Annotated in this window: 14 protein-coding genes; 3 read left to right on the forward strand and 11 right to left on the reverse strand. The window is 70.8% G+C overall.

Going from position 1 to position 16,605, the window contains the following annotated elements; all coding sequences use genetic code 11:
• The 5 genes from CKO28_RS10230 to CKO28_RS10250 all read right to left on the reverse strand — a co-directional run.
• Window positions 1-1,188, reverse strand: a 1,188-nt coding sequence (locus CKO28_RS10230; protein ID WP_200340679.1) for an MFS transporter, incomplete at its 3' end; no start/stop codon positions are given.
• Between the two features lie 288 nt (window positions 1,189-1,476).
• Window positions 1,477-2,211, reverse strand: coding sequence for a sulfite exporter TauE/SafE family protein (locus CKO28_RS10235; RefSeq protein ID WP_200340680.1), 735 nt, complete (start codon window positions 2,209-2,211; stop codon window positions 1,477-1,479).
• Between the two features lie 166 nt (window positions 2,212-2,377).
• Window positions 2,378-3,892 carry a thioredoxin-like domain-containing protein gene (locus CKO28_RS10240; protein WP_200340681.1) on the reverse strand — a complete coding sequence of 505 codons (1,515 nt, stop codon included), beginning with the start codon at window positions 3,890-3,892 and terminating at the stop codon, window positions 2,378-2,380.
• Window positions 3,893-4,049: 157 nt separating this feature from the next.
• Window positions 4,050-5,261, reverse strand: a complete 1,212-nt coding sequence (locus tag CKO28_RS10245) for a YeeE/YedE family protein (protein ID WP_338050097.1) — start codon at window positions 5,259-5,261, stop codon at window positions 4,050-4,052.
• Window positions 5,262-5,425: 164 nt separating this feature from the next.
• Window positions 5,426-6,349 (reverse strand): sulfurtransferase, encoded by a 924-nt coding sequence (locus CKO28_RS10250; RefSeq protein WP_200340682.1) that lies wholly within the window; start codon window positions 6,347-6,349, stop codon window positions 5,426-5,428.
• A gap of 363 nt (window positions 6,350-6,712) precedes the next feature.
• On the opposite strand from CKO28_RS10250, the gene CKO28_RS10255 reads away from it, so the two are divergent.
• Complete coding sequence (locus CKO28_RS10255) at window positions 6,713-7,561, forward strand: universal stress protein (protein ID WP_200340683.1); 849 nt, start codon at window positions 6,713-6,715, stop codon at window positions 7,559-7,561.
• Between the two features lie 122 nt (window positions 7,562-7,683).
• On the opposite strand, the gene CKO28_RS10260 is transcribed toward CKO28_RS10255, so the two are convergent.
• The 4 genes from CKO28_RS10260 to CKO28_RS10275 all read right to left on the reverse strand — a co-directional run bounded on the left by CKO28_RS10260 (window position 7,684) and on the right by CKO28_RS10275 (window position 12,319).
• Entirely contained in the window at window positions 7,684-8,655 is a 972-nt protein-coding gene (locus CKO28_RS10260) for an ABC transporter permease (protein ID WP_200340684.1), read from the reverse strand.
• On the reverse strand, window positions 8,648-9,601 hold the full coding sequence (locus CKO28_RS10265) for an ABC transporter permease (protein WP_200340685.1): 954 nt from the start codon (window positions 9,599-9,601) through the stop codon (window positions 8,648-8,650). The genes CKO28_RS10260 and CKO28_RS10265 overlap by 8 nt, the downstream gene beginning before the upstream one ends.
• 2 nt (window positions 9,602-9,603) lie before the next feature.
• The gene (locus tag CKO28_RS10270) at window positions 9,604-11,406 is read right to left on the reverse strand and encodes a peptide ABC transporter substrate-binding protein (RefSeq protein ID WP_338050098.1); all 1,803 of its coding nucleotides are present in this window, start codon (window positions 11,404-11,406) and stop codon (window positions 9,604-9,606) included.
• Between the two features lie 226 nt (window positions 11,407-11,632).
• Window positions 11,633-12,319: an orotate phosphoribosyltransferase gene (locus CKO28_RS10275; RefSeq protein ID WP_200340686.1), complete on the reverse strand. Its 687-nt coding sequence runs from the start codon at window positions 12,317-12,319 to the stop codon at window positions 11,633-11,635.
• Between the two features lie 381 nt (window positions 12,320-12,700).
• Here CKO28_RS10275 and thiM point away from each other — a divergent pair, with 381 nt between their 5' ends.
• Entirely contained in the window at window positions 12,701-13,507 is an 807-nt protein-coding gene (gene thiM, locus CKO28_RS10280; protein ID WP_200340687.1) for a hydroxyethylthiazole kinase, read from the forward strand.
• Window positions 13,504-14,136 (forward strand): thiamine phosphate synthase, encoded by a 633-nt coding sequence (gene thiE / locus CKO28_RS10285; protein ID WP_200340688.1) that lies wholly within the window; start codon window positions 13,504-13,506, stop codon window positions 14,134-14,136. The genes thiM and thiE overlap by 4 nt, the downstream gene beginning before the upstream one ends.
• Before the next feature lie 295 nt (window positions 14,137-14,431).
• Here the strand turns inward: thiE and CKO28_RS10290 are convergent, their stop codons facing one another.
• Together CKO28_RS10290 and CKO28_RS10295 are read right to left on the reverse strand one after the other, a co-directional pair.
• Window positions 14,432-15,466, reverse strand: a complete 1,035-nt coding sequence (locus CKO28_RS10290) for a methyltransferase domain-containing protein (RefSeq protein WP_200340689.1) — start codon at window positions 15,464-15,466, stop codon at window positions 14,432-14,434.
• A gap of 270 nt (window positions 15,467-15,736) precedes the next feature.
• The gene (locus tag CKO28_RS10295; RefSeq protein ID WP_200340690.1) at window positions 15,737-16,501 is read right to left on the reverse strand and encodes a class I SAM-dependent methyltransferase; all 765 of its coding nucleotides are present in this window, start codon (window positions 16,499-16,501) and stop codon (window positions 15,737-15,739) included.
• Window positions 16,502-16,605: the final 104 nt, after the last annotated feature.

Genomic DNA, 16,605 nt, shown 5'->3' on the forward strand with positions numbered 1-16,605 from the left:
GGCGGGCAGGGCGCGGAAGGACTCTTGCAGGCTCTCGTCCGGCTGCTCGCGCTGGAGGGCGCGCCAGACGACGAAGAAGGCGAACGCCGCGCCCACCGCGATGAAGAACAGCCACAGCCCGTCGGGGCCGAACGCGCGCAGCATGGCGGTCGCCACCATCGGGCCGACGGTGCTGCCGGTCGCCCAGGTGACCAGGATGGTCGAGGAGACGACGACGTAGTCGCCCGGCTGGGTGCGGTCGTTGGCGTGCGCGGTGGAGACGGCGTAGATGCTCTCCGCCAGGCCGCCCCAGACCGCGAACAGCACGATTAGGACGAGCAGTGTGACGGCTGAACCGGCGGACAAGAGCACCGCGGAGACCAGCACGATCGCCGCCGTCGCGCCGGCGATCACCACGCGCCGGTCGGTGCGGTCGGACAGCCAGCCGAGCGGCCACTGGATGCCCAGGTTGCCCAACTGCAGCGCCGCCATGGCGAGCGCGATGTCCTGCGCGGAGAGGCCGATCGCGTTGCCGTACATCGGCCCGACGCCCAGCATGGTCATCCCCAGCGAGCCGGAGACGTAGGCGCCGACCAGGCCCACGGGGGAGACGCGGTAGACCTCGACCAGCCTGACCGAGATCCGCTCGGGCGGCGGCGGGGTTTCCAGCCGGGTCAGCGCGACCGGCACCACCGCGGCGGCGTAGAGCCCGGCCAGGATCATCAGCGGCACCGACGAGCCGGCGTCGACCCGATGCATGATCAGCGCGCCCAGCCCCAGGCTGACCGTATAGGACAGGTAGAACAGCGACATGATCCGGCCGCGCCGCTCGGACCAAGTGACCTCGTTCAGCCAGGACTGCGCGGTCATGAACATCGCGGTGGTGCAGAAGCCGCCGGCCACCCGGAACAGCGTCCAGCTGAACGCGCCGACGTAGGTCGGCATCAACAGCGCGGTGATCGTGCCGATCGCGGCGAACGCGGTGAACGCCCGGATGTGGCCGACCCGCCGGACGAACCGCCCGGAATAGACGCAGCCCAGCAGCATGCCGGCGGCATAGGCGGTCACCACCAGGCCGACCTGGTCCTGCCCCACGCCCTCGGCGTCCAGGCGCACCGGCACGAAGGTCGCCATCATGCCGTTGCCGAGCGCGGTCAGCGCGGTCGCCAGGATCACGCTTGCGACGGACAGGTAAGGGTTCTTGTGCATGGTAAAAGGGCGAACGGGTGGCGGGACACGAAGGTGCGCCCGTCTAACCGATGCAGGCCACGGGTGTCACGCATCGCGCGGCCGGAAGGGCCGTGCACACCACCTCACCCGGTCCCTCTCCCCCCAGTGGCGGAGAGGGCACCCGCCGACGCGGTCGTCATCCGGGCATGATATTGCCAGCGACCGAAAATCCCCTCTCCGCCACTGGGGGGAGACGGAGGGGCCCGCGCGCCCTCTGGTGCGTGGGCGGGTGAGGTGGCTTGCACGCCCTCTCCACGCGCCCGTCGCCTAAACCAGCACGCTCACCACCGCGACGGCGGCGACCAGTGCCAACGCCACGCGGCGGTAGGTGTTTTCCTTCGACCCGGTGAACAGGCGCGCTCCCGCGACCGCGCCCAGCGCGAACACGGGATAGAGCAGGGCGCCCTTGGCCGCGACCTCCCAGGTCAACAGGCCGTTGGCGATGTAGACGGCGCCCTGCCACACCGTGGTGAAGATGAAGAAGCAGATCAGGGTCGCCCGGATCGAGGCGGCCGCGTCGGTCCCGGCCAGGAAGTAGATCACCACCGGCGGGCCGCCCATGCCGGTCGCGCCGGTGGTCAGGCCGGACAGGCCGCCGGTGAAGATGGTGCCGTTGCGCTTCGCCGGGCCCTTGCGCCCGACGCCGAGCGCCAGCAACGCGACCGCCACCAGGATCAGCGCGGAGATCGCCCAGCGCATCGGCGCCGCCGGCACCAGCACCAGCAAGACCGCGCCCAGCGGAATGCCGATCAGCGCGCCCGCCGACAGGAAGCCCACGGTGCGCGGCTCGGCGCGCTTGATCGCCTTGGGCAGCAGCTGCCCGCCGACCGCCAGCTCCATCGCCGCCAGCATCGGGATCGCCACCTGCGGACCGTAGAGCGCGGACAGCGAGGGCACCAGCAGCATCGCCGAGCCGAAGCCCGCGAAACCGCGCACGATTCCGGCGACCGCCGCCATCGCGGCGGCGATCGGAAAAGCCGAGTCGATCAGGCCGTACAGCATGGCGCGCGCGATAGCACGCGCGCGCCGCCAGGGATAGCGCGGCAGAGGTCACACGGGCGCGTCGGTGATGAGCCTGCAAGGCATCGCAGTGGGTCCCCTCTCCTTCACGTGGGAGGAGAGGGCTAGGGTGAGGAGGTTGCCGCGGCGCGGCCGCGTTGCACCCCCGCTATCCCGCCCAGGTGCGGTACAGGCGCTCGGTGCGCAGATACTCGATCACGCGGTGGTTGTTGGTGTCCGACAGCAGCACGCGGTCCGGGCCGTCGGCCCAGATGCCCGCGGGCTCGGCCGGCGGGATGCATTCGTCGTCGGCGCAGTCGAAGCCGTCGTCCAGGTCGGTCACGCGCTTGGCGGCGAGGTCGAGGACGCGCGCCTTCTGGTTGTAGCTGTCGGCCACCAGCACCTCGCCGCTGGCGAGCGCCACGCCCATGGGATGCTGCAGCTTGGCGAGCGTGAACGGCCCGTTGTCCCAGCCGTAGTCGAACAGGCCCTCGCCGACCAGCGTGACCACCTCGCGGCTGCCGAGCGCGAGCACGCGCACGCTGGAGGTCTCGGAATCGGCGAAGTACAGCAGCTGCTGCCGGCGGTCGAGCGCCAGGCCGCTGGGCTGGGCCAGCTGGGCGTCCAGCGCGGCGCCGTCGACGATGTCCTCGCCGCCGTTGCCGGCCAGCGGGCGCAGCACGCGCGCCTCGACATCCAGGCGCAGCAGTTGGTGGGTGCCGGCGTTGGCGATGTAGAGGATGTCGCCGTCGACCTCAAGGTCCCACGGCGAGGCGAGCGCGGCGGCCAGCGACGGCTCGTCGTCGTCGACCACCATGCCGCGTTCGCCGGTGCCGGCCAGCGTGATCGTCTTGCCGGTATCGAGCGCGATCCGGCGGACCGCGTGGTTGCCGGTATCGGCGACGTAGACGAACTTGGCATCCGCGCACAGGCCCTGGGGCATGTTGAACGCCGCGCGGCCGGCGTCGCCGTCGGCGAAGCCCGGTTGGCCGGTGCCGAAGCGGCGCAGCTCGTGGCCCTGGTCGTCCAGCACGACGATCTGATGGTGACCGGCATCCGCCAGCGCCCAGGTCTGATCGCCGTCGGGGATCGGCTTCAGCTTGCCCGGGAAGGCGAACGCGCCCGCCGGCCGCGCCTGCTCGGCGCCCGGCGCGGGGGAGGGGTGGAGCAGTTCCTGCGTGTCCCACTGCTCGACCAGCTCGGAGACGGCCGTCAGCAGCCGCTCGGCGTCCGGCTCGCCCGACATCTGGCCCATCACGTGCCCCTCCGGCCCGATGAACACCAGCGTCGGCCAGGCGCGCACGGCGTATTCCCGCCACAGCTCGAAGTTGACGTCGTTGGCGACCGGATGGCTGATGCCGTAGCGCTGGATCGCCTTGCGCACATTCTCCGGGCGCTGCTCCGCCGCGAACTTGGGCGAGTGCACGCCGATCACCACGACCTCGTCCGGATAGGCCGCCTCGACGGTCTTGAGCGCGGGCAGGACGTGCATGCAGTTGATGCAGCAGGATGCCCAGAAGTCGAGGATCACCAGCTTGCCGCGCAGGTCGGCGAGCTTGATCGGCCGGTCGACGTTGAACCACTCCAGCGTCGGCCGGTCGATCTCCGGCGCGCGCACGCGCGGCTGCTCGATCTTCTGCTCGGGCGGCGTCTGTTCCGGGGTCAGATAGTCGTCGTCTTGCATGTCGGGCGCTTTCGGGCGGGTTCGCGTCGTCCCCGCATATCGCACCCGCGAAGGCCGGCGTCCAGGATTGCCGCCGAACGGCGCCGGCGGCCGGCGCGGTCGCGATGGCCGGAGACGGGCGGGGACGCGGGGTCCGGGCGCGGCGTGCGCGGCGCGCCTACTTGCCCATCCCGAACACCGGCCGAAGCTTGACGCCGAGCGCGTTGCCGGCCAGCGCGGCGACCAGCCAGAGCCAGCCGTGCAGCGAGCCGGACGCGATGCCCGAGAAGTAGGCGCCGATGTTGCAGCCGTAGGCGAGGCGCGCGCCGTAGCCCATCAACAGCCCGCCGATCGCGGCCGCCAGCGCCGACTTCCACGGGATCCGGCGCGCCGGCGCGAACTTGCCGGCGAGGCCGGCGGCCAGCAGCGCGCCCAGCACGATGCCGAAGTTCATCACGCTGATGGTGTCGGCGAACACGCTCGCCTGCAGGGCGTTCTGCGCCCAGGACCAGCCCCAGAAGGTGGTCTGCGACAGGTCGGCGCCGAGCGCCGTGGCGATCTTGGCGCCCCACAGCGCAAACCCGAAGCTGACCGACCAGGGGAAGCCGCCGATCGCGAGCACGAGGCCGTTCAGCACGGCGAGCGCGATCCCGCCCCAGATCAAGGGCCACGGTCCCTGCAGCCAGCGGATACCGCCCGTGTCCTTGGCCGTCAGGATCGAGGCGGCCTCGCCGTGCCGGGCGATCTCCAGGCGGCGGGTGGCGTAGTAGATCCCGCCGAACAGCAGCACTTGCACGGCGATCGCGCCCGGCAGGCCGAACGCGTTCAGGACCGAGACGCGGCCGAGGTCGGGCGCCGACGCCCACCAGGGAAAGTGGATCGATCCGGCGAGCGACCCGGCAATGAAGAAGGCAAGGGTGACCAGCATGCGGGTCGAGCCGCCGCCGAGTACGAACAGCGTGCCCGAGGCGCAGGCGCCGCCCAGCTGCATGCCGACCCCGAACAGGAACGCGCCGATCGTGACCGACACGCCGACCGGCTGCACGGCGCCGGAGACGCCGCGCCCGAAAACCTCGCCGCTCGCCAGCATGGGCAGGAACAGCAGCGTTGCGACGCCCAGCATCACCATCTGCGCGCGCAGGCCGGCCCCGCGCCGCTCGGCGACGAAGCTGCGCCAGCTGCCGGTGAAGCCGAATGCGGCGTGGTAGAGACTGATCCCCAGCAGCACGCCGAGCACGAACAGCGCGCCCATGCGCCCGCCGGCGGTGTCCAGCACGACCGCGCCGACCGCTGCCATGGCGGCGAGCGCGGCCAGCACGACCGCGCGGTTGATCCGCGGCCCGCTCGGCAGCAGGGCTTGAGATTGCGGGGTGGTGTCGACGGCGCTCACGTTTATCGGATCCTGTTTTCAGCCGTCTCGGGGACGATCGGGGGTAAACGGATGTTGACGGACGGCCGCGGGCAACCGCCTGACCCCGTCCCTCTCTTCCCAAGACGAGGAAGGGGCAGGGGTGAGGCGGAAGCCCGCGGCGTTGCCAGCAGTTACTGCGGCTGCTAGGACAGGACCTCGACCTCGCCGCCGTTCAGGGTCCAGTCGGTCATCGAGCCGTCGTACACCTTGGCCTGCTTGTTGCCGAGGATCTCGTGGCTCGCGAACCAGCCGAGCGAGGCCCAGTGGCCGGTGTTGCAGAACGCGATCTGGTCGCCCTCACGCTCCAGGCCGGCTTCCTTCAGCAAGGCCGCGATCCGGTCCTTGTCGGCGAAGGTGCCGCCGTTGGTCAGGCGGCTCTCCGGCACGTTGCGCGCGCCGGGCAGGGTGCCCGGCTTGGCGGCGGCGGGATGCTTCGCCGCGCCGCGATACTGCTTGGTCGGGCGGTTGTCCATCAGGCCGGTGCCGCTGCGCAGCGCGCTCGCGACCTCCTGGCGGTCCGCGATCAACTGGGGCTGCAGCTGACCCGCGAACTGCGCCGCCGCCGGCTGGTTCCAGCCCTGCGCCAACTGGTACCGACTGGCGTAGGCCGCGTGGCCGCCGTTGAGGACCGACACCCGGTCGTGGCCCAGCACCTTGAAGGTCCAGTACACGCGGGTGGCGCTGCCCATGTCGAGCGCGCTCTCGCCGGCCGCCACGACGACGACGTGGTCGTCGTTGTCGATGCCAAGGCCGCCGATCAGCGATTCCAGCGACTCAACGCTCGGCAGCTGGCCGGGGACGCCGTCGCGCTTGGTCCGCCAGCCGGCTTGCAGATAGTTGGAGTAGACGGCGCCTGGGATGTGGCCCTGTTCGAAGGTCTCCCGGCTGTCGTCGGTGATGCCGTTGCGCACGTCCAGCACGACCACGTTCGGGTCGTCCTTGTGGGCGTGCACCCAGGCGGCGTCGACCAGCGGCTCGGCGTCGGTCGCCGCCTGCGCGCCGGCGGTCGCGAAAACCAGCGCGGCGGCGGCCAGGATCGGTGCGATCCAGAGTCCTGCGATGCCCATTTCTACATCTCCGTATCGTTGTATTCTAAAATTACGTCTGGTGTGTTGTATAATAACGAGGTGGCCCCGGTACAAGTGCGGGAAAAGCCGTTGGCGGCTCCGAACCGATCACGAAGGGGCGATCACGAACGGGCAGTCACGAAGGACGACGCGCCGTGTGCGCCGCGGCCCGTGGTTTCCGCGCGCCGCTTTTGCTAGCCTGATGGTGGTTCAAGGGGGGCACGCGTTCGCGCAGGGCGGCTTGACGTCCGTCAATGACCGCTGTCCGTTCGGGACCCAAACTTGCGCGACCGTCCGGGTGATCGGGCGGGCCGGAAGATAACCGGGGACACCATAACTCTAGGGACGGGGAGACCCACGGCGATGGCGCTCAAGAACCTGCTGCTGCACATCGACGACACCAAGGCCTGCGCCAAGCGGATCGACTATGCGATCGAGCTGGCGCGCCTGCACGACGCGCACCTGTCCGCCGTCTACTGCATCGGCGAGTACAAGCTACCCGGCTGGGCGGACATGCCGTCCAACCTGGAAAAGGAGCAGAAGCAGCGCGAGGAGAAGCGCGCCAAGGCCAAGCTGGACGAGTTCGCCGAAACGGCGAAGCGCGCGGGCATCAACTACGAGACCCGGGTGGCCCGCGCCCGGGTCAGCGATCTGCCGGAGGTGATCTCGATCCACGGCCGCTATGCCGACCTCGTGATCCTGGGCCAGGTCGATCCCAACGATCCGCCGGCCGGCGGCGACCGGATCGTCGAGCACGTGGTGATCTCGTGCGGCCGGCCGGTTCTGGTGGTGCCGTACGTCGGCGCGCCGGAGCGTAAGGGCGTGCCGTCAGTGGCGCAGAACATCATGGTCGGCTGGGATGCCGGCCGCGAGGCGACGCGCGCGGTCAACGACGCCCTCCCGCTGCTGGAAAGGGCGAACTCGGTCGACGTGGTCTCGGTCAACCCGAAGAAGGTCGGCAAGCACGGCGACGAGCCGGGCGCGGACATCGGCCTGCACCTGTCCCGGCACAGCGTGAAGGTCAACGTCCAGCACCTGGAAAGCCGCGACATCGATCCTGGCGACACGCTGCTTTCGCGCGTCTCCGACAAGGGCTGCGATTTGCTGGTGATCGGCGGCTACGCCCACTCCCGCCTGCGCGACCTGGTGGTCGGCGGCGTCACCGAGACGATGCTCGAGCACATGACCGTGCCGGTGCTGATGAGCCACTGAGCGGCTTTTGGGGGCAGCGGATCGCCGCGCGAAGCGGCGATCCGCCGTGCCGTTGGCCGACCGGCGGCGGGGTGCCGCGCGACCCGGCGCGGCCGCGGCTCGGCCTGGTAGAGCATCTTGCTCTAGCGCTGCAGGCCGCTCCGCGGGTCGAGCGCGTCCTGCAGGCCGTCGCCCAGGAAGTTGAACGCGATCACGGTCACGAAGATCAGCAGGCCGGGCCAGACCGCCAGCATCGGGTTGGCGTAGATCAGCTCCTGGGCGTTGGTCAGCATGTTGCCCCAGCTCGCCATCGGCGGCTGGATCCCCAGCCCCAGGAACGACAGCACGCTTTCCAGCAGGATGATGTTGCCGATCGACAGCGTGGTCGAGACGATGATCGGGCTGGCGACGTTGGGCAGCAGGTGCACCCACATGATCCGGGCGTTGCCGGCGCCCAGGGCCTGGGCGGCGGTGACGAACTCGCGCGCCTTCAGCGACAGGGTCGCCCCGCGGACCAGCCGCGCCACCGTCGTCCAGCCGACCAGCGAGACCAGCAGGATCATCCGGTAGAGGCTGGCGCTCTCGCTCGTCATCAGCCCTTCGGGCAGGCCCAGCTTGGTGAAGTCGATCGCCGCCAGCACGATCAAGAGCGGCAGCAGCGGCAGCGCGATCACGCCGTCGGTGAAGCGCATCAGCGCGGCGTCGAACCGACCGCCGTAGTAGCCGGCGGCGATCCCGATCACGGTTCCGATGATGGCGGAGATCACCGCCGCCACCAGCCCGACCGTGAGCGACACCCGCCCGCCGTAGAGCAGCCGCAGCAACAGGTCCCGGCCCAGTTCGTCGGTGCCCAGTGGGTGCGTCAGCGACGGCGCGGCGTTCATCGCCATCAGGTCGACGCGGGTCGCCGACAGGCCGGTCCACGCCTCGAGCAGCGGCGCGGCGAACGACAGCACGGCCAGCAGCAGCAGCACGATCAGGCTGCCGAGCGCCAGATGGTGGCCGCGGAAGCGCCGCCACAGCAGGCGCGCCGGCGACGCGGACGCGTCCAGCGCCTGCGCCGCGCCCGCGCGCAGGTCGCCGCTGGTGTCGGCGGCCGGGTCCCGCTCAATCATAGGTGATCCTCGGATCCAGCCAGGCGTAGGCGAGGTCGGCCAGCAGGTTGGCGAGCAGCGTCAGGGCGGTGGCGAACAACAGCCCCAGCAGCGCCAAGTTGTAGTCGTTGCCGAGCACGGCGTCGTAGACCGTCTTGCCCATGCCGAGCCAGCCGAAGATCGTCTCGGTGATCAGCGCGCCCGAGACCAGCATGCCCATGTCGAGCGCCAGGATCGTCACCACCGGGATCATCGCGTTGCGCAGGGCGTGGGAGACCAGCACGCGCCGGCGGCTGAGCCCCTTGGCGCGGGCGGTGCGGATGTAGTCCTGCCTGAGCGCCTCCATCATCGCGGCACGGACATAGCGAATGATCCCGCCGACGCGCGCCATCGTCAGCGCGACCACCGGCAGCACCAGGTGGTGCAGCTGGTCCAGCAACCCGCCCTCGCCAGGATCGGTCATGCCGCTCGCCGGGAACCATTCCAGCGTCACCGCGAACAGGATGATCAGCAGGATCGCGAGCCAGAACGGCGGCACCGAGATGCCGGCGAACGCCCCCAGGTTGACCGCGTTGTCGAGCAGGCTGCGCGGCCGGGTCGCCGCGGCGATCCCGGCCGGCAGCGCGATCGCGAGCGACAGCAGGAAGGCGCAGCCGATCAGCACGATGGTGTTGCCCAGGCGCGGCCACAGCACGTCCAGCACCGGCTGCGCGAACAGCCGCGAATAGCCGAAGTCGCCCTGCAGCGCCGCCGTCAGCCAGTTCCAGTAGCGCGTGGTCAGCGGCTGGTCGAGACCGTACAGCTGCTTGAGGCGCTGCTGGTCCTCCGCCGTCAGGTCGGGGTCGGCCTGCACCATCAGGTCGATCGGATCGCCCGGCATCAGCCCGATCATGGCGTAGATGATGAACGACATGACGAACAGGACGACCGCGGTCTGCACCAGCCGCTGGACGATGTAGCTCAGCATGGCTAGCCGTCCCCGCCCGACGCGTCGGCGGCCGGGCCGTCAGCCCGGGCGTCGCCGTCGGCGCCGCGGATGCCCCAGTCCTCGACCCAGAGGGTGGTCGGGTACTGGTGGCCGGTCGGCTCCACGCCGGTCAGCCAGGGCGGCAGGACGAACGCCTGCGCCCGCCAGTAGAGCGGCAGGGCGGGCAGGTCGCGGGCGTAGATCTTGAGCAGCTCGTGCCAGAGCTGAACGCGCTTCCGGTCGTTCAGCTCGCGCTCCATTTTATCGATCAGCTCGTCGACCCGCGGGTTGGCATAGCCCTTGTAGTTCTGGCCGCCGACCTCGCCCTTCTCCGGGATCTGCTCGGAATGCAGGGTGGAGCGCGGCACGCTGCCGGGCGAGGACAGCCAGGCGAACATCGCCATGTGCTCCCACGCCCGGCCCGAGACGGTCTGGCCGAAGAACACCCGCGGCGGCTCGTTGACGATCTGCAGGTCGACGCCGATCCGCCGCCAGTCGCTCTGCAGCACCTGCTGGACCAGTTCCCGCGTGCGGTTGCCGGCGGTGGTCATGATGGTCAGGCGCAGCGGCTCCCCCTGCGCGTTGGTCCGGGTCTGGCCCGGCTCCTGGTTGGTCCAGCCGGCCGCACCGAGCAGCTTGCGGGCGCGCGCGAGGTCGTAGGGGTAGTGCTTGACCTCGTCGGTGAAGGCGGGATCGCGCGGATTGACGTTGTGCAGCGCGACCGGCTGCTTGCCGTCGAACAGCTGCTCGGAGATCGCCCGCCGGTTGGCGCCGTAGGCCAGCGCGCGGCGCACCCGCCGGTCGCCCACGATCGGGTTCTGCAGGTTGAACTCGATGTGCTCGTAAACCAGGCCCGGCTGATAGAGGTACTGGAAGCGCTCGGGATGGCGGGTCTCCAATGCCAGCGCCTGGTCGATCGACAGGCCGGTCTCGCCCGCGATCATGTCGACCGTGCCGGACAGCAGGTTCGCCTCCATCGCCGCGGTGTTCTGGATGGCGCGCACGATGATCCGGTCGAACGCGGGCTTCTTGCCGGGCCAATGCGGGTTGCGTTCGTAGACCGCGCGCACGCCGCGCTGCACCGACACCATCTTGTACGGGCCCATGTAGAGGCCAGGGTCGGTCGGGTCGCGGTCGAACGCGTTCTGGTGGCGGTATTGCGCCGGGTCCTGCTCGAACGCCGCGCGGTCCCGGTGCCGGGGCAGGATCGGCGGGACGGTCGCGTTGTAGTCGTAGGTGACCCGGTCGATGTGCACGGTGAAGGTGCGCTGATCCACGATCTCGATGTCGCGGATGCGCTCGTAGATCTGCTGCGAGACCACGCCGGTCTTGGGATGCTTGCCGACCTGCCAGGAATGGCGGACGTCGGCGCTCGTCACCGGCTCGCCGTCGGCCCAGGACAGGCCTTCCTTGAGGGTGTAGGTGACCGCGATCCCGGTGTCGCCGTTGGGCAGCTGCTCGCGCTCCGCCAGCCCGTTCTCCAGCGTGGGCAGTTCGGTGCACAGCATGCACCGGAGCTCCCAGTCCGGGCCGTAGGCGACCACCGGCCGGCGGCTCAGCCCGTGCAGGTAGCTCTTGGCTAGCATGGCATCCAGCATCGGATGCCAGGTCGACGGGAACTGCGAGATCGCGATCGTCAGCGTGCGCGCCGCGCCGTCGCCGGCCTTGGCGCTGGTCTCGCCGGTGCCGGTGTCGCAGGCCGCGAGCGCGAGCAGGCCAAGCGCGGCCAGGCAGCTCAGGGTGCGGGAAAGCAGGCGGCGTATGACGGGACCCTCGCGAGCTTCGGACTGATAAGCGGGCCGCACCAGCCTAACGCAGGACGGCGGACGCGTCAGGCGGTTAAGGTGCGCCGGTGCTGGCTTGGCCGCACAATACAGCGGCGGGTCCCCTCTCTTCACCTGGGAGGAGAGGGTCAGGGAGAGGAGGTTGCCCGCGGCATCGGAGGTCGCGCTTACCTCCTCCCCCAGCCCCTCCTCCCACGTGCAGGAGGGGGATCAGTGGGCACTTCTCTAAGTTCCTTGGAAAGCCTCTTCACGTCACGTCCTCGCTGGTCTTGCCGCCGTGGGCGGCGGACCAGTCGTTGGGGGCGCGCAGGAACTGGTCGACGATGCCGATGCCGGTGGTGTCGAGGTAGGCGTCCGCCTCCGCGACCGCGAGCGCGTCCCACCAGGTGGCGAGCGCGTGCAGCTGAACGCCGCGCTTTTCGAGTTGCGCGATGCCCTCGGGGAAGATGCCGTAGTGAAAGATCACGAAGGTGTGGCGGACCTGCGCGCCGGCGGTCTCCAGCGCGTCGACGAAGTTCAGCTTGGAGCCGCCGTCGGTCGCCAGGTCCTCGACCAGCAGCACGCGCGCGCCCGCCGCCAGGTCGCCCTCGATCTGGGCGTTGCGGCCGAAGCCCTTGGGCTTCTTGCGGACGTAGACCATCGGCAGACCCAGCCGGTCGGCCAGCCAGGCGGCGAACGGGATGCCCGCGGTCTCGCCGCCGGCGACCGCGTCGAACGCCTCGTAGCCGGCGGCCTGGCCGACCTGCTCGACCGCCATCTGCATCAGTTTCTCCCGCGCGCGCGGGTAGGAGATGATCTTGCGGCAGTCGACGTAGACCGGCGACTTGCGGCCGCTGGTGAAGGTGAACGGCGCCTCGGGCCGGAACAGCACCGCGCCGATCTCCATCAGGATGCGCGCGGTGGTGCGGGCGGTCTCGGTCGGCGCGTGCGGCATCGCGGGCTCCCGGGCAATCGGCGAGGGGGCAGGGCGCGAGTGGCGGGCTCCCTCCCGTTCGCTCGAAGGGGAGGGACCGGCTGGGGTAGGTCTGCACGGCCTTCGTGCCGCGAAGGTTCCGCTTACCACCTCACCCTGTCCCTCTCCTGCCAGTGGAGCAGAGGGGACCCGCCGCTGCGCTCTGCCGATCATGCAAACGGTCGGCTTGCGGCGTGATAGCCCGCCGGCCCTGGCGGGCGCAACGGGCGGCGGCTTGACCGCGCGGCCTGCTGTGCCATGGTCCGGTCGCGCCCGACCCCGGGTTGATGATCCGCCGGCGCCGACCGTGCCGGCCTGCGGCGCGAACGACGTCGACAAAACCGCGAGAGGCAGACGACCCCCATGAGCGAGCCCACCCCGCGCGTTTCCGACACGCTGGCCGAGGTGCGCACCCGCAACCCGCTGGTGCATTCGATCACCAATCTGGTCGCCATGGACCTGGGTGCGAACGTCCTGCTCGCGGTCGGCGCGTCGCCGGTGATGGCGCACGCGCGCGAGGAGATCGACGAGATCGTGTCGGTGGTGTCCGCGCTGGTGGTCAACATCGGCACGCTGGACGCCGGCTGGGTCGACTCCATGGAGCAGGCCGCCGCCAAGGCCGGCGAGGTCGGGACCCCCTGGGTGCTCGACCCCGTGGGCGTGGGCGCCACAAGCTACCGCAACGAGGTCGCCGCGCGCCTGACCGCGCTGCAGCCCGCCGTGATCCGCGGCAACGGCTCGGAGATCGTGGCGCTCGCCGGCGCGGCCAAGGTCGGCGGCACGCGCGGGGTCGATTCCGCGATCGAGTCGGCGGAGGCCCTGGACGCCGCGCGCGACCTGGCGCAGGCCAGCCAGGCCGTGGTGGCGGTGACCGGGTCGGTCGACTACGTCACCGACGGCACCCGGGTGATCGCGGTCGCCAACGGCGTGCCGGAAATGGCGCAGGTGACCGCGATGGGCTGCGCGCTTTCGGGCCTGGTCGGCGCGTGTATCGGGATCGGCGCGGACACGCTGCGGTCGACCGCGCACGCGCTCGCGGTCTACGGCGTCGCCGGCGAACTCGCCGCGCAGCACGCCCACGGCCCGGGCAGCCTGCGCATGCGCATGCTGGACGCGTTGACCCAGCTGGACAGCGAAACCCTGAACGAAATGGCGAGTATCGACCAATGAGCCGCACGCTGCCCGACCTTAGCCTCTACCTCGTCCTGGGTGCGGCCGACACCGGCAAGCGGCCGTTCGAGGAGGTCGTGCTGGCCGCGATCGAGGGCGGGGTCACGATGGTGCAGCTGCGCGACAAGCAGGCCACGACGCGCGTGCTGCTGGAGCACGCGCTGCGGCTGAAGGCGCTGTTGGAGCCGCGCGGCGTGCCGCTGATCGTCAACGACCGGATCGACGTGGCGCTGGCCGCCGGCGCGGCCGGGGTGCACCTGGGCCAGGACGACATGCCGCCCGCGCTCGCCCGCCGGCTGGTCGGCGCGGACATGCTGATCGGCCTGTCCGTCTCCGACCGGGTCGAGGCCGACACCGCCGATCCCGAGACGGTCGATTACATCGGCATCGGCAGCGTGTTTCCGACCGGCACCAAGGCCGACGCGGGCACCGCGATCGGCCCTGCGTTCGCGGCCGAGCTGCGCCAGTTGGTCGACCTGCCGTCGGTCGCGATCGGCGGCCTCAACGCCAGCAACGCCGGGCAGCTGCGCGGCAGCGGCATCGAAGGCCTCGCCGTCGTCTCCGCGATCTGTGCGGCCGCCGACCCAGCCCAAGCCGCCCGCGAGTTGCGGCAGACGTATTTCGGGTAATTATCCTGCGGTTGCAGGGCGCCCGCGGCGGGTCGGTCGCCCCTCCTTCACTGGAAAGGACATTTGCACACCTCGCCGGGCGCCCGTTTGGCGTCCTTCGACACGGACACCTTCGGTGTCCTGCTCAGGATGAAGGTTTAGGTTTTTCAACCAGATATATGCCGCTCCATGCTGAGTAGCCGGCCGCAGGCCGGCGTGTCGAAGCACGCCACACGGCGGCTCCTGCCTGTGTGCAAATTTCTCTCCGACGCGGCAGTAGGTACCCTCCGCCACGCGGTGCAAACCGCGCGGAAACCTATGCCGGCTTGTCGAACACCATCACCTTGGACAGGAAGGCGGGCAGGGTGCCGCGGTAGGTCAGGCCGGCCGCGCGGGCTGGCGGGATCAGCGAGCGGTCGATGTAGTCGGCGTAGTACGGCTCGTGGAAGGCGTGCGGGAAGCGCTCCAGCAGGCTGTCGTAGAACGGCCGGTCGCCGCGCTGCAGGCTGTCGACCAGGATCGCCCGGCCGCCCGGCTTGAGCACGCGCGCGAACTCCCGGAGGACCTGGGTGCGCACCGTGGCCGGCAGTTCGTGGAACAGGTAGATGCAGGTGACCAGGTCCCGGCTGGCGTCGGCCACCGGCAGGTCCTCCGCTTGACCCTGCAGCAGCTCCGCCCCGCCGAAACGCCGCAAGCGCCGCCCGGCTTCGGCCAGGTAGTTCGGGCTGAGGTCCACGCCGGTCACGTCGATCCGTGGGTAGCTTTGCCGGACGAAGGTCAGGAACTGCCCGGTGCCGGTCGCGACGTCGAGCAGCTTGAGCGCGCGGCCGCGCTCTCGAACCACCTCGGCGAGCGGCACGAACGCCTGCCGGCGCATCGCGTCGGCGGCCCCGCCGAACAGCACCTCGACCTGGTAGTCGTAGAGCTTGGCGCTGTGGTCGGACAGCCAGCCGTCCGACTGGTAGTGGAAGTTCTGCAGGTAGTAGTCCGGCATCGCGACCGGGCTGTCGGCCGGTTCGGGCACGCTGTCGGCCTCGCCGGTCTGGCGGCGTTCGGTCACCCGCGGCAGATCGTCGAAGAAGCGCCGGGCGCCCAGCAGCATCCGGTCGGGCCGCTGCAGCATGTCGTGCGGCATGCGGTACAGCCCGGCTTCGATGTTGCGCAGGTCGCGGGCGAAGATCTCCCGGATGTCGCGCAGGATGTCGCCCACGCCCGGCACGCGCCCGCCCTGGACCGGCGGGACTTTGTACGTCGGGCTGATCCGCGCGGCGAACAGGTACTGGCTGAAGTACCAGCCGACCCGCGCGGTCTGGCTGGCGGCAAAGGCGCCGCGGGCGAATGCGTTGGCCATGGCGTCGGCTCCTCTTGTCTCCAAAAAAGGCCGGACGCGGCGATGGTGCGCCGGCGCACTTCCCTCAGGCCATGATAATAGCGACGGCGACCGGTCCGGCCAGCGCGGCCGTCCCGCGCCGGCGTGTCGCAGGGCGGCCGGCCCGCCGGTGCGCAGCTTCGCCTGCCTGGACATCCGGGCGACCGCGAAAAACCAGGAGCGAATGGCGGGGCAGGCGGCGCAGAAGATGGTCCACGGGCCCTTTCTGGCCGCGCCCGTCTATCGACCGAGCTAGGCCGCCCGCGCGACCAGCAGCAGCGACAGCGCATCCGCATCGGGGACCGGCGGGTCCGTGTCGGCCTTGAGGCCGGCTTCGGCGAGCGCCGAGTCCCAGGCGGGGCGCGAGCGGGCGTACCACCGCATCGGGACCCAGCCGCCGCCCAGACCGCCGCCCAGCCCGCCGCTAAAGCCGGCGAAATCCTCCGTCCGCCACCCCTCCGCGCCGGGCGCGCAGGGCGGCAGGGTCTGGATCACCAAGGCGCCGCCGGGCGCCAACAGGCCGCGGGCGGCTTGCAGGGTGCGGCCGACCTGGCGGTCGAACAGGGCGTAGTTGAACACGACCGCGTCCAGCGGGTCGGCCAGCCGCTCGGCCAGCACCGGATCGCGGCGCCAGGCCCCCGCGGCAAGCGCGTCGTAGGTCAGATGGTGGTAGCTGCCGACTGGGTCGGCGGCCCGGGCCGCCGCGACGAGCGCCGGCGCGCCGTCCACGCCGATCGTCCGGCAGGCGGGCAGAAACTGGCGCAGCGCGCGGATCAGCCAGCCTTCGCCGCAGCCCGCGTCCAACAGGCGGCCGGGGGCGAGCCGGGCGAGCGTGTCGAGCAGCGCCGCGTCGGTCCCGGCGGTGCGGCTGGCGATCCGCCGTTCCCGCACCGCCCGGGTCCAGGCCCGCGCGTTGGCGTCCCACAGGCGCGGCCCGAGCTCGCCGCCGACATCCGCGCCGTCCCCGTCGCCGGGATCGGGGCGGCCGCCGGGCGGACCCGTTACGTCGCGCGTCATCGCGGGAACCCTCCGGGCCGTGGCTGCTCAAGGGCACGAGTGTCGACCGCTTTGACGGCGTTGCCAAGCCGGAAAACCGCCGGTTGACCCTGGGAGACCGGCAG

Source organism: Rhodovibrio sodomensis (assembly GCF_016583645.1).
GTDB lineage: Bacteria > Pseudomonadota > Alphaproteobacteria > Kiloniellales > Rhodovibrionaceae > Rhodovibrio > Rhodovibrio sodomensis.

What these genes read in the sequence shown, in the direction of transcription:
- CKO28_RS10235 (WP_200340680.1), bottom strand. Translation starts at nt 2,211, where the DNA reads ATGCTGTACGGCCTGATCGACTCGGCTTTTCCGATCGCCGCCGCGATG.
- CKO28_RS10240 (WP_200340681.1), bottom strand. Translation starts at nt 3,892, where the DNA reads ATGCAAGACGACGACTATCTGACCCCGGAACAGACGCCGCCCGAGCAG.
- CKO28_RS10250 (WP_200340682.1), bottom strand. Translation starts at nt 6,349, where the DNA reads ATGGGCATCGCAGGACTCTGGATCGCACCGATCCTGGCCGCCGCCGCG.
- CKO28_RS10255 (WP_200340683.1), top strand. Translation starts at nt 6,713, where the DNA reads ATGGCGCTCAAGAACCTGCTGCTGCACATCGACGACACCAAGGCCTGC.
- CKO28_RS10260 (WP_200340684.1), bottom strand. Translation starts at nt 8,655, where the DNA reads ATGATTGAGCGGGACCCGGCCGCCGACACCAGCGGCGACCTGCGCGCG.
- CKO28_RS10265 (WP_200340685.1), bottom strand. Translation starts at nt 9,601, where the DNA reads ATGCTGAGCTACATCGTCCAGCGGCTGGTGCAGACCGCGGTCGTCCTG.
- CKO28_RS10275 (WP_200340686.1), bottom strand. Translation starts at nt 12,319, where the DNA reads ATGCCGCACGCGCCGACCGAGACCGCCCGCACCACCGCGCGCATCCTG.
- thiM (WP_200340687.1), top strand. Translation starts at nt 12,701, where the DNA reads ATGAGCGAGCCCACCCCGCGCGTTTCCGACACGCTGGCCGAGGTGCGC.
- thiE (WP_200340688.1), top strand. Translation starts at nt 13,504, where the DNA reads ATGAGCCGCACGCTGCCCGACCTTAGCCTCTACCTCGTCCTGGGTGCG.
- CKO28_RS10290 (WP_200340689.1), bottom strand. Translation starts at nt 15,466, where the DNA reads ATGGCCAACGCATTCGCCCGCGGCGCCTTTGCCGCCAGCCAGACCGCG.
- CKO28_RS10295 (WP_200340690.1), bottom strand. Translation starts at nt 16,501, where the DNA reads ATGACGCGCGACGTAACGGGTCCGCCCGGCGGCCGCCCCGATCCCGGC.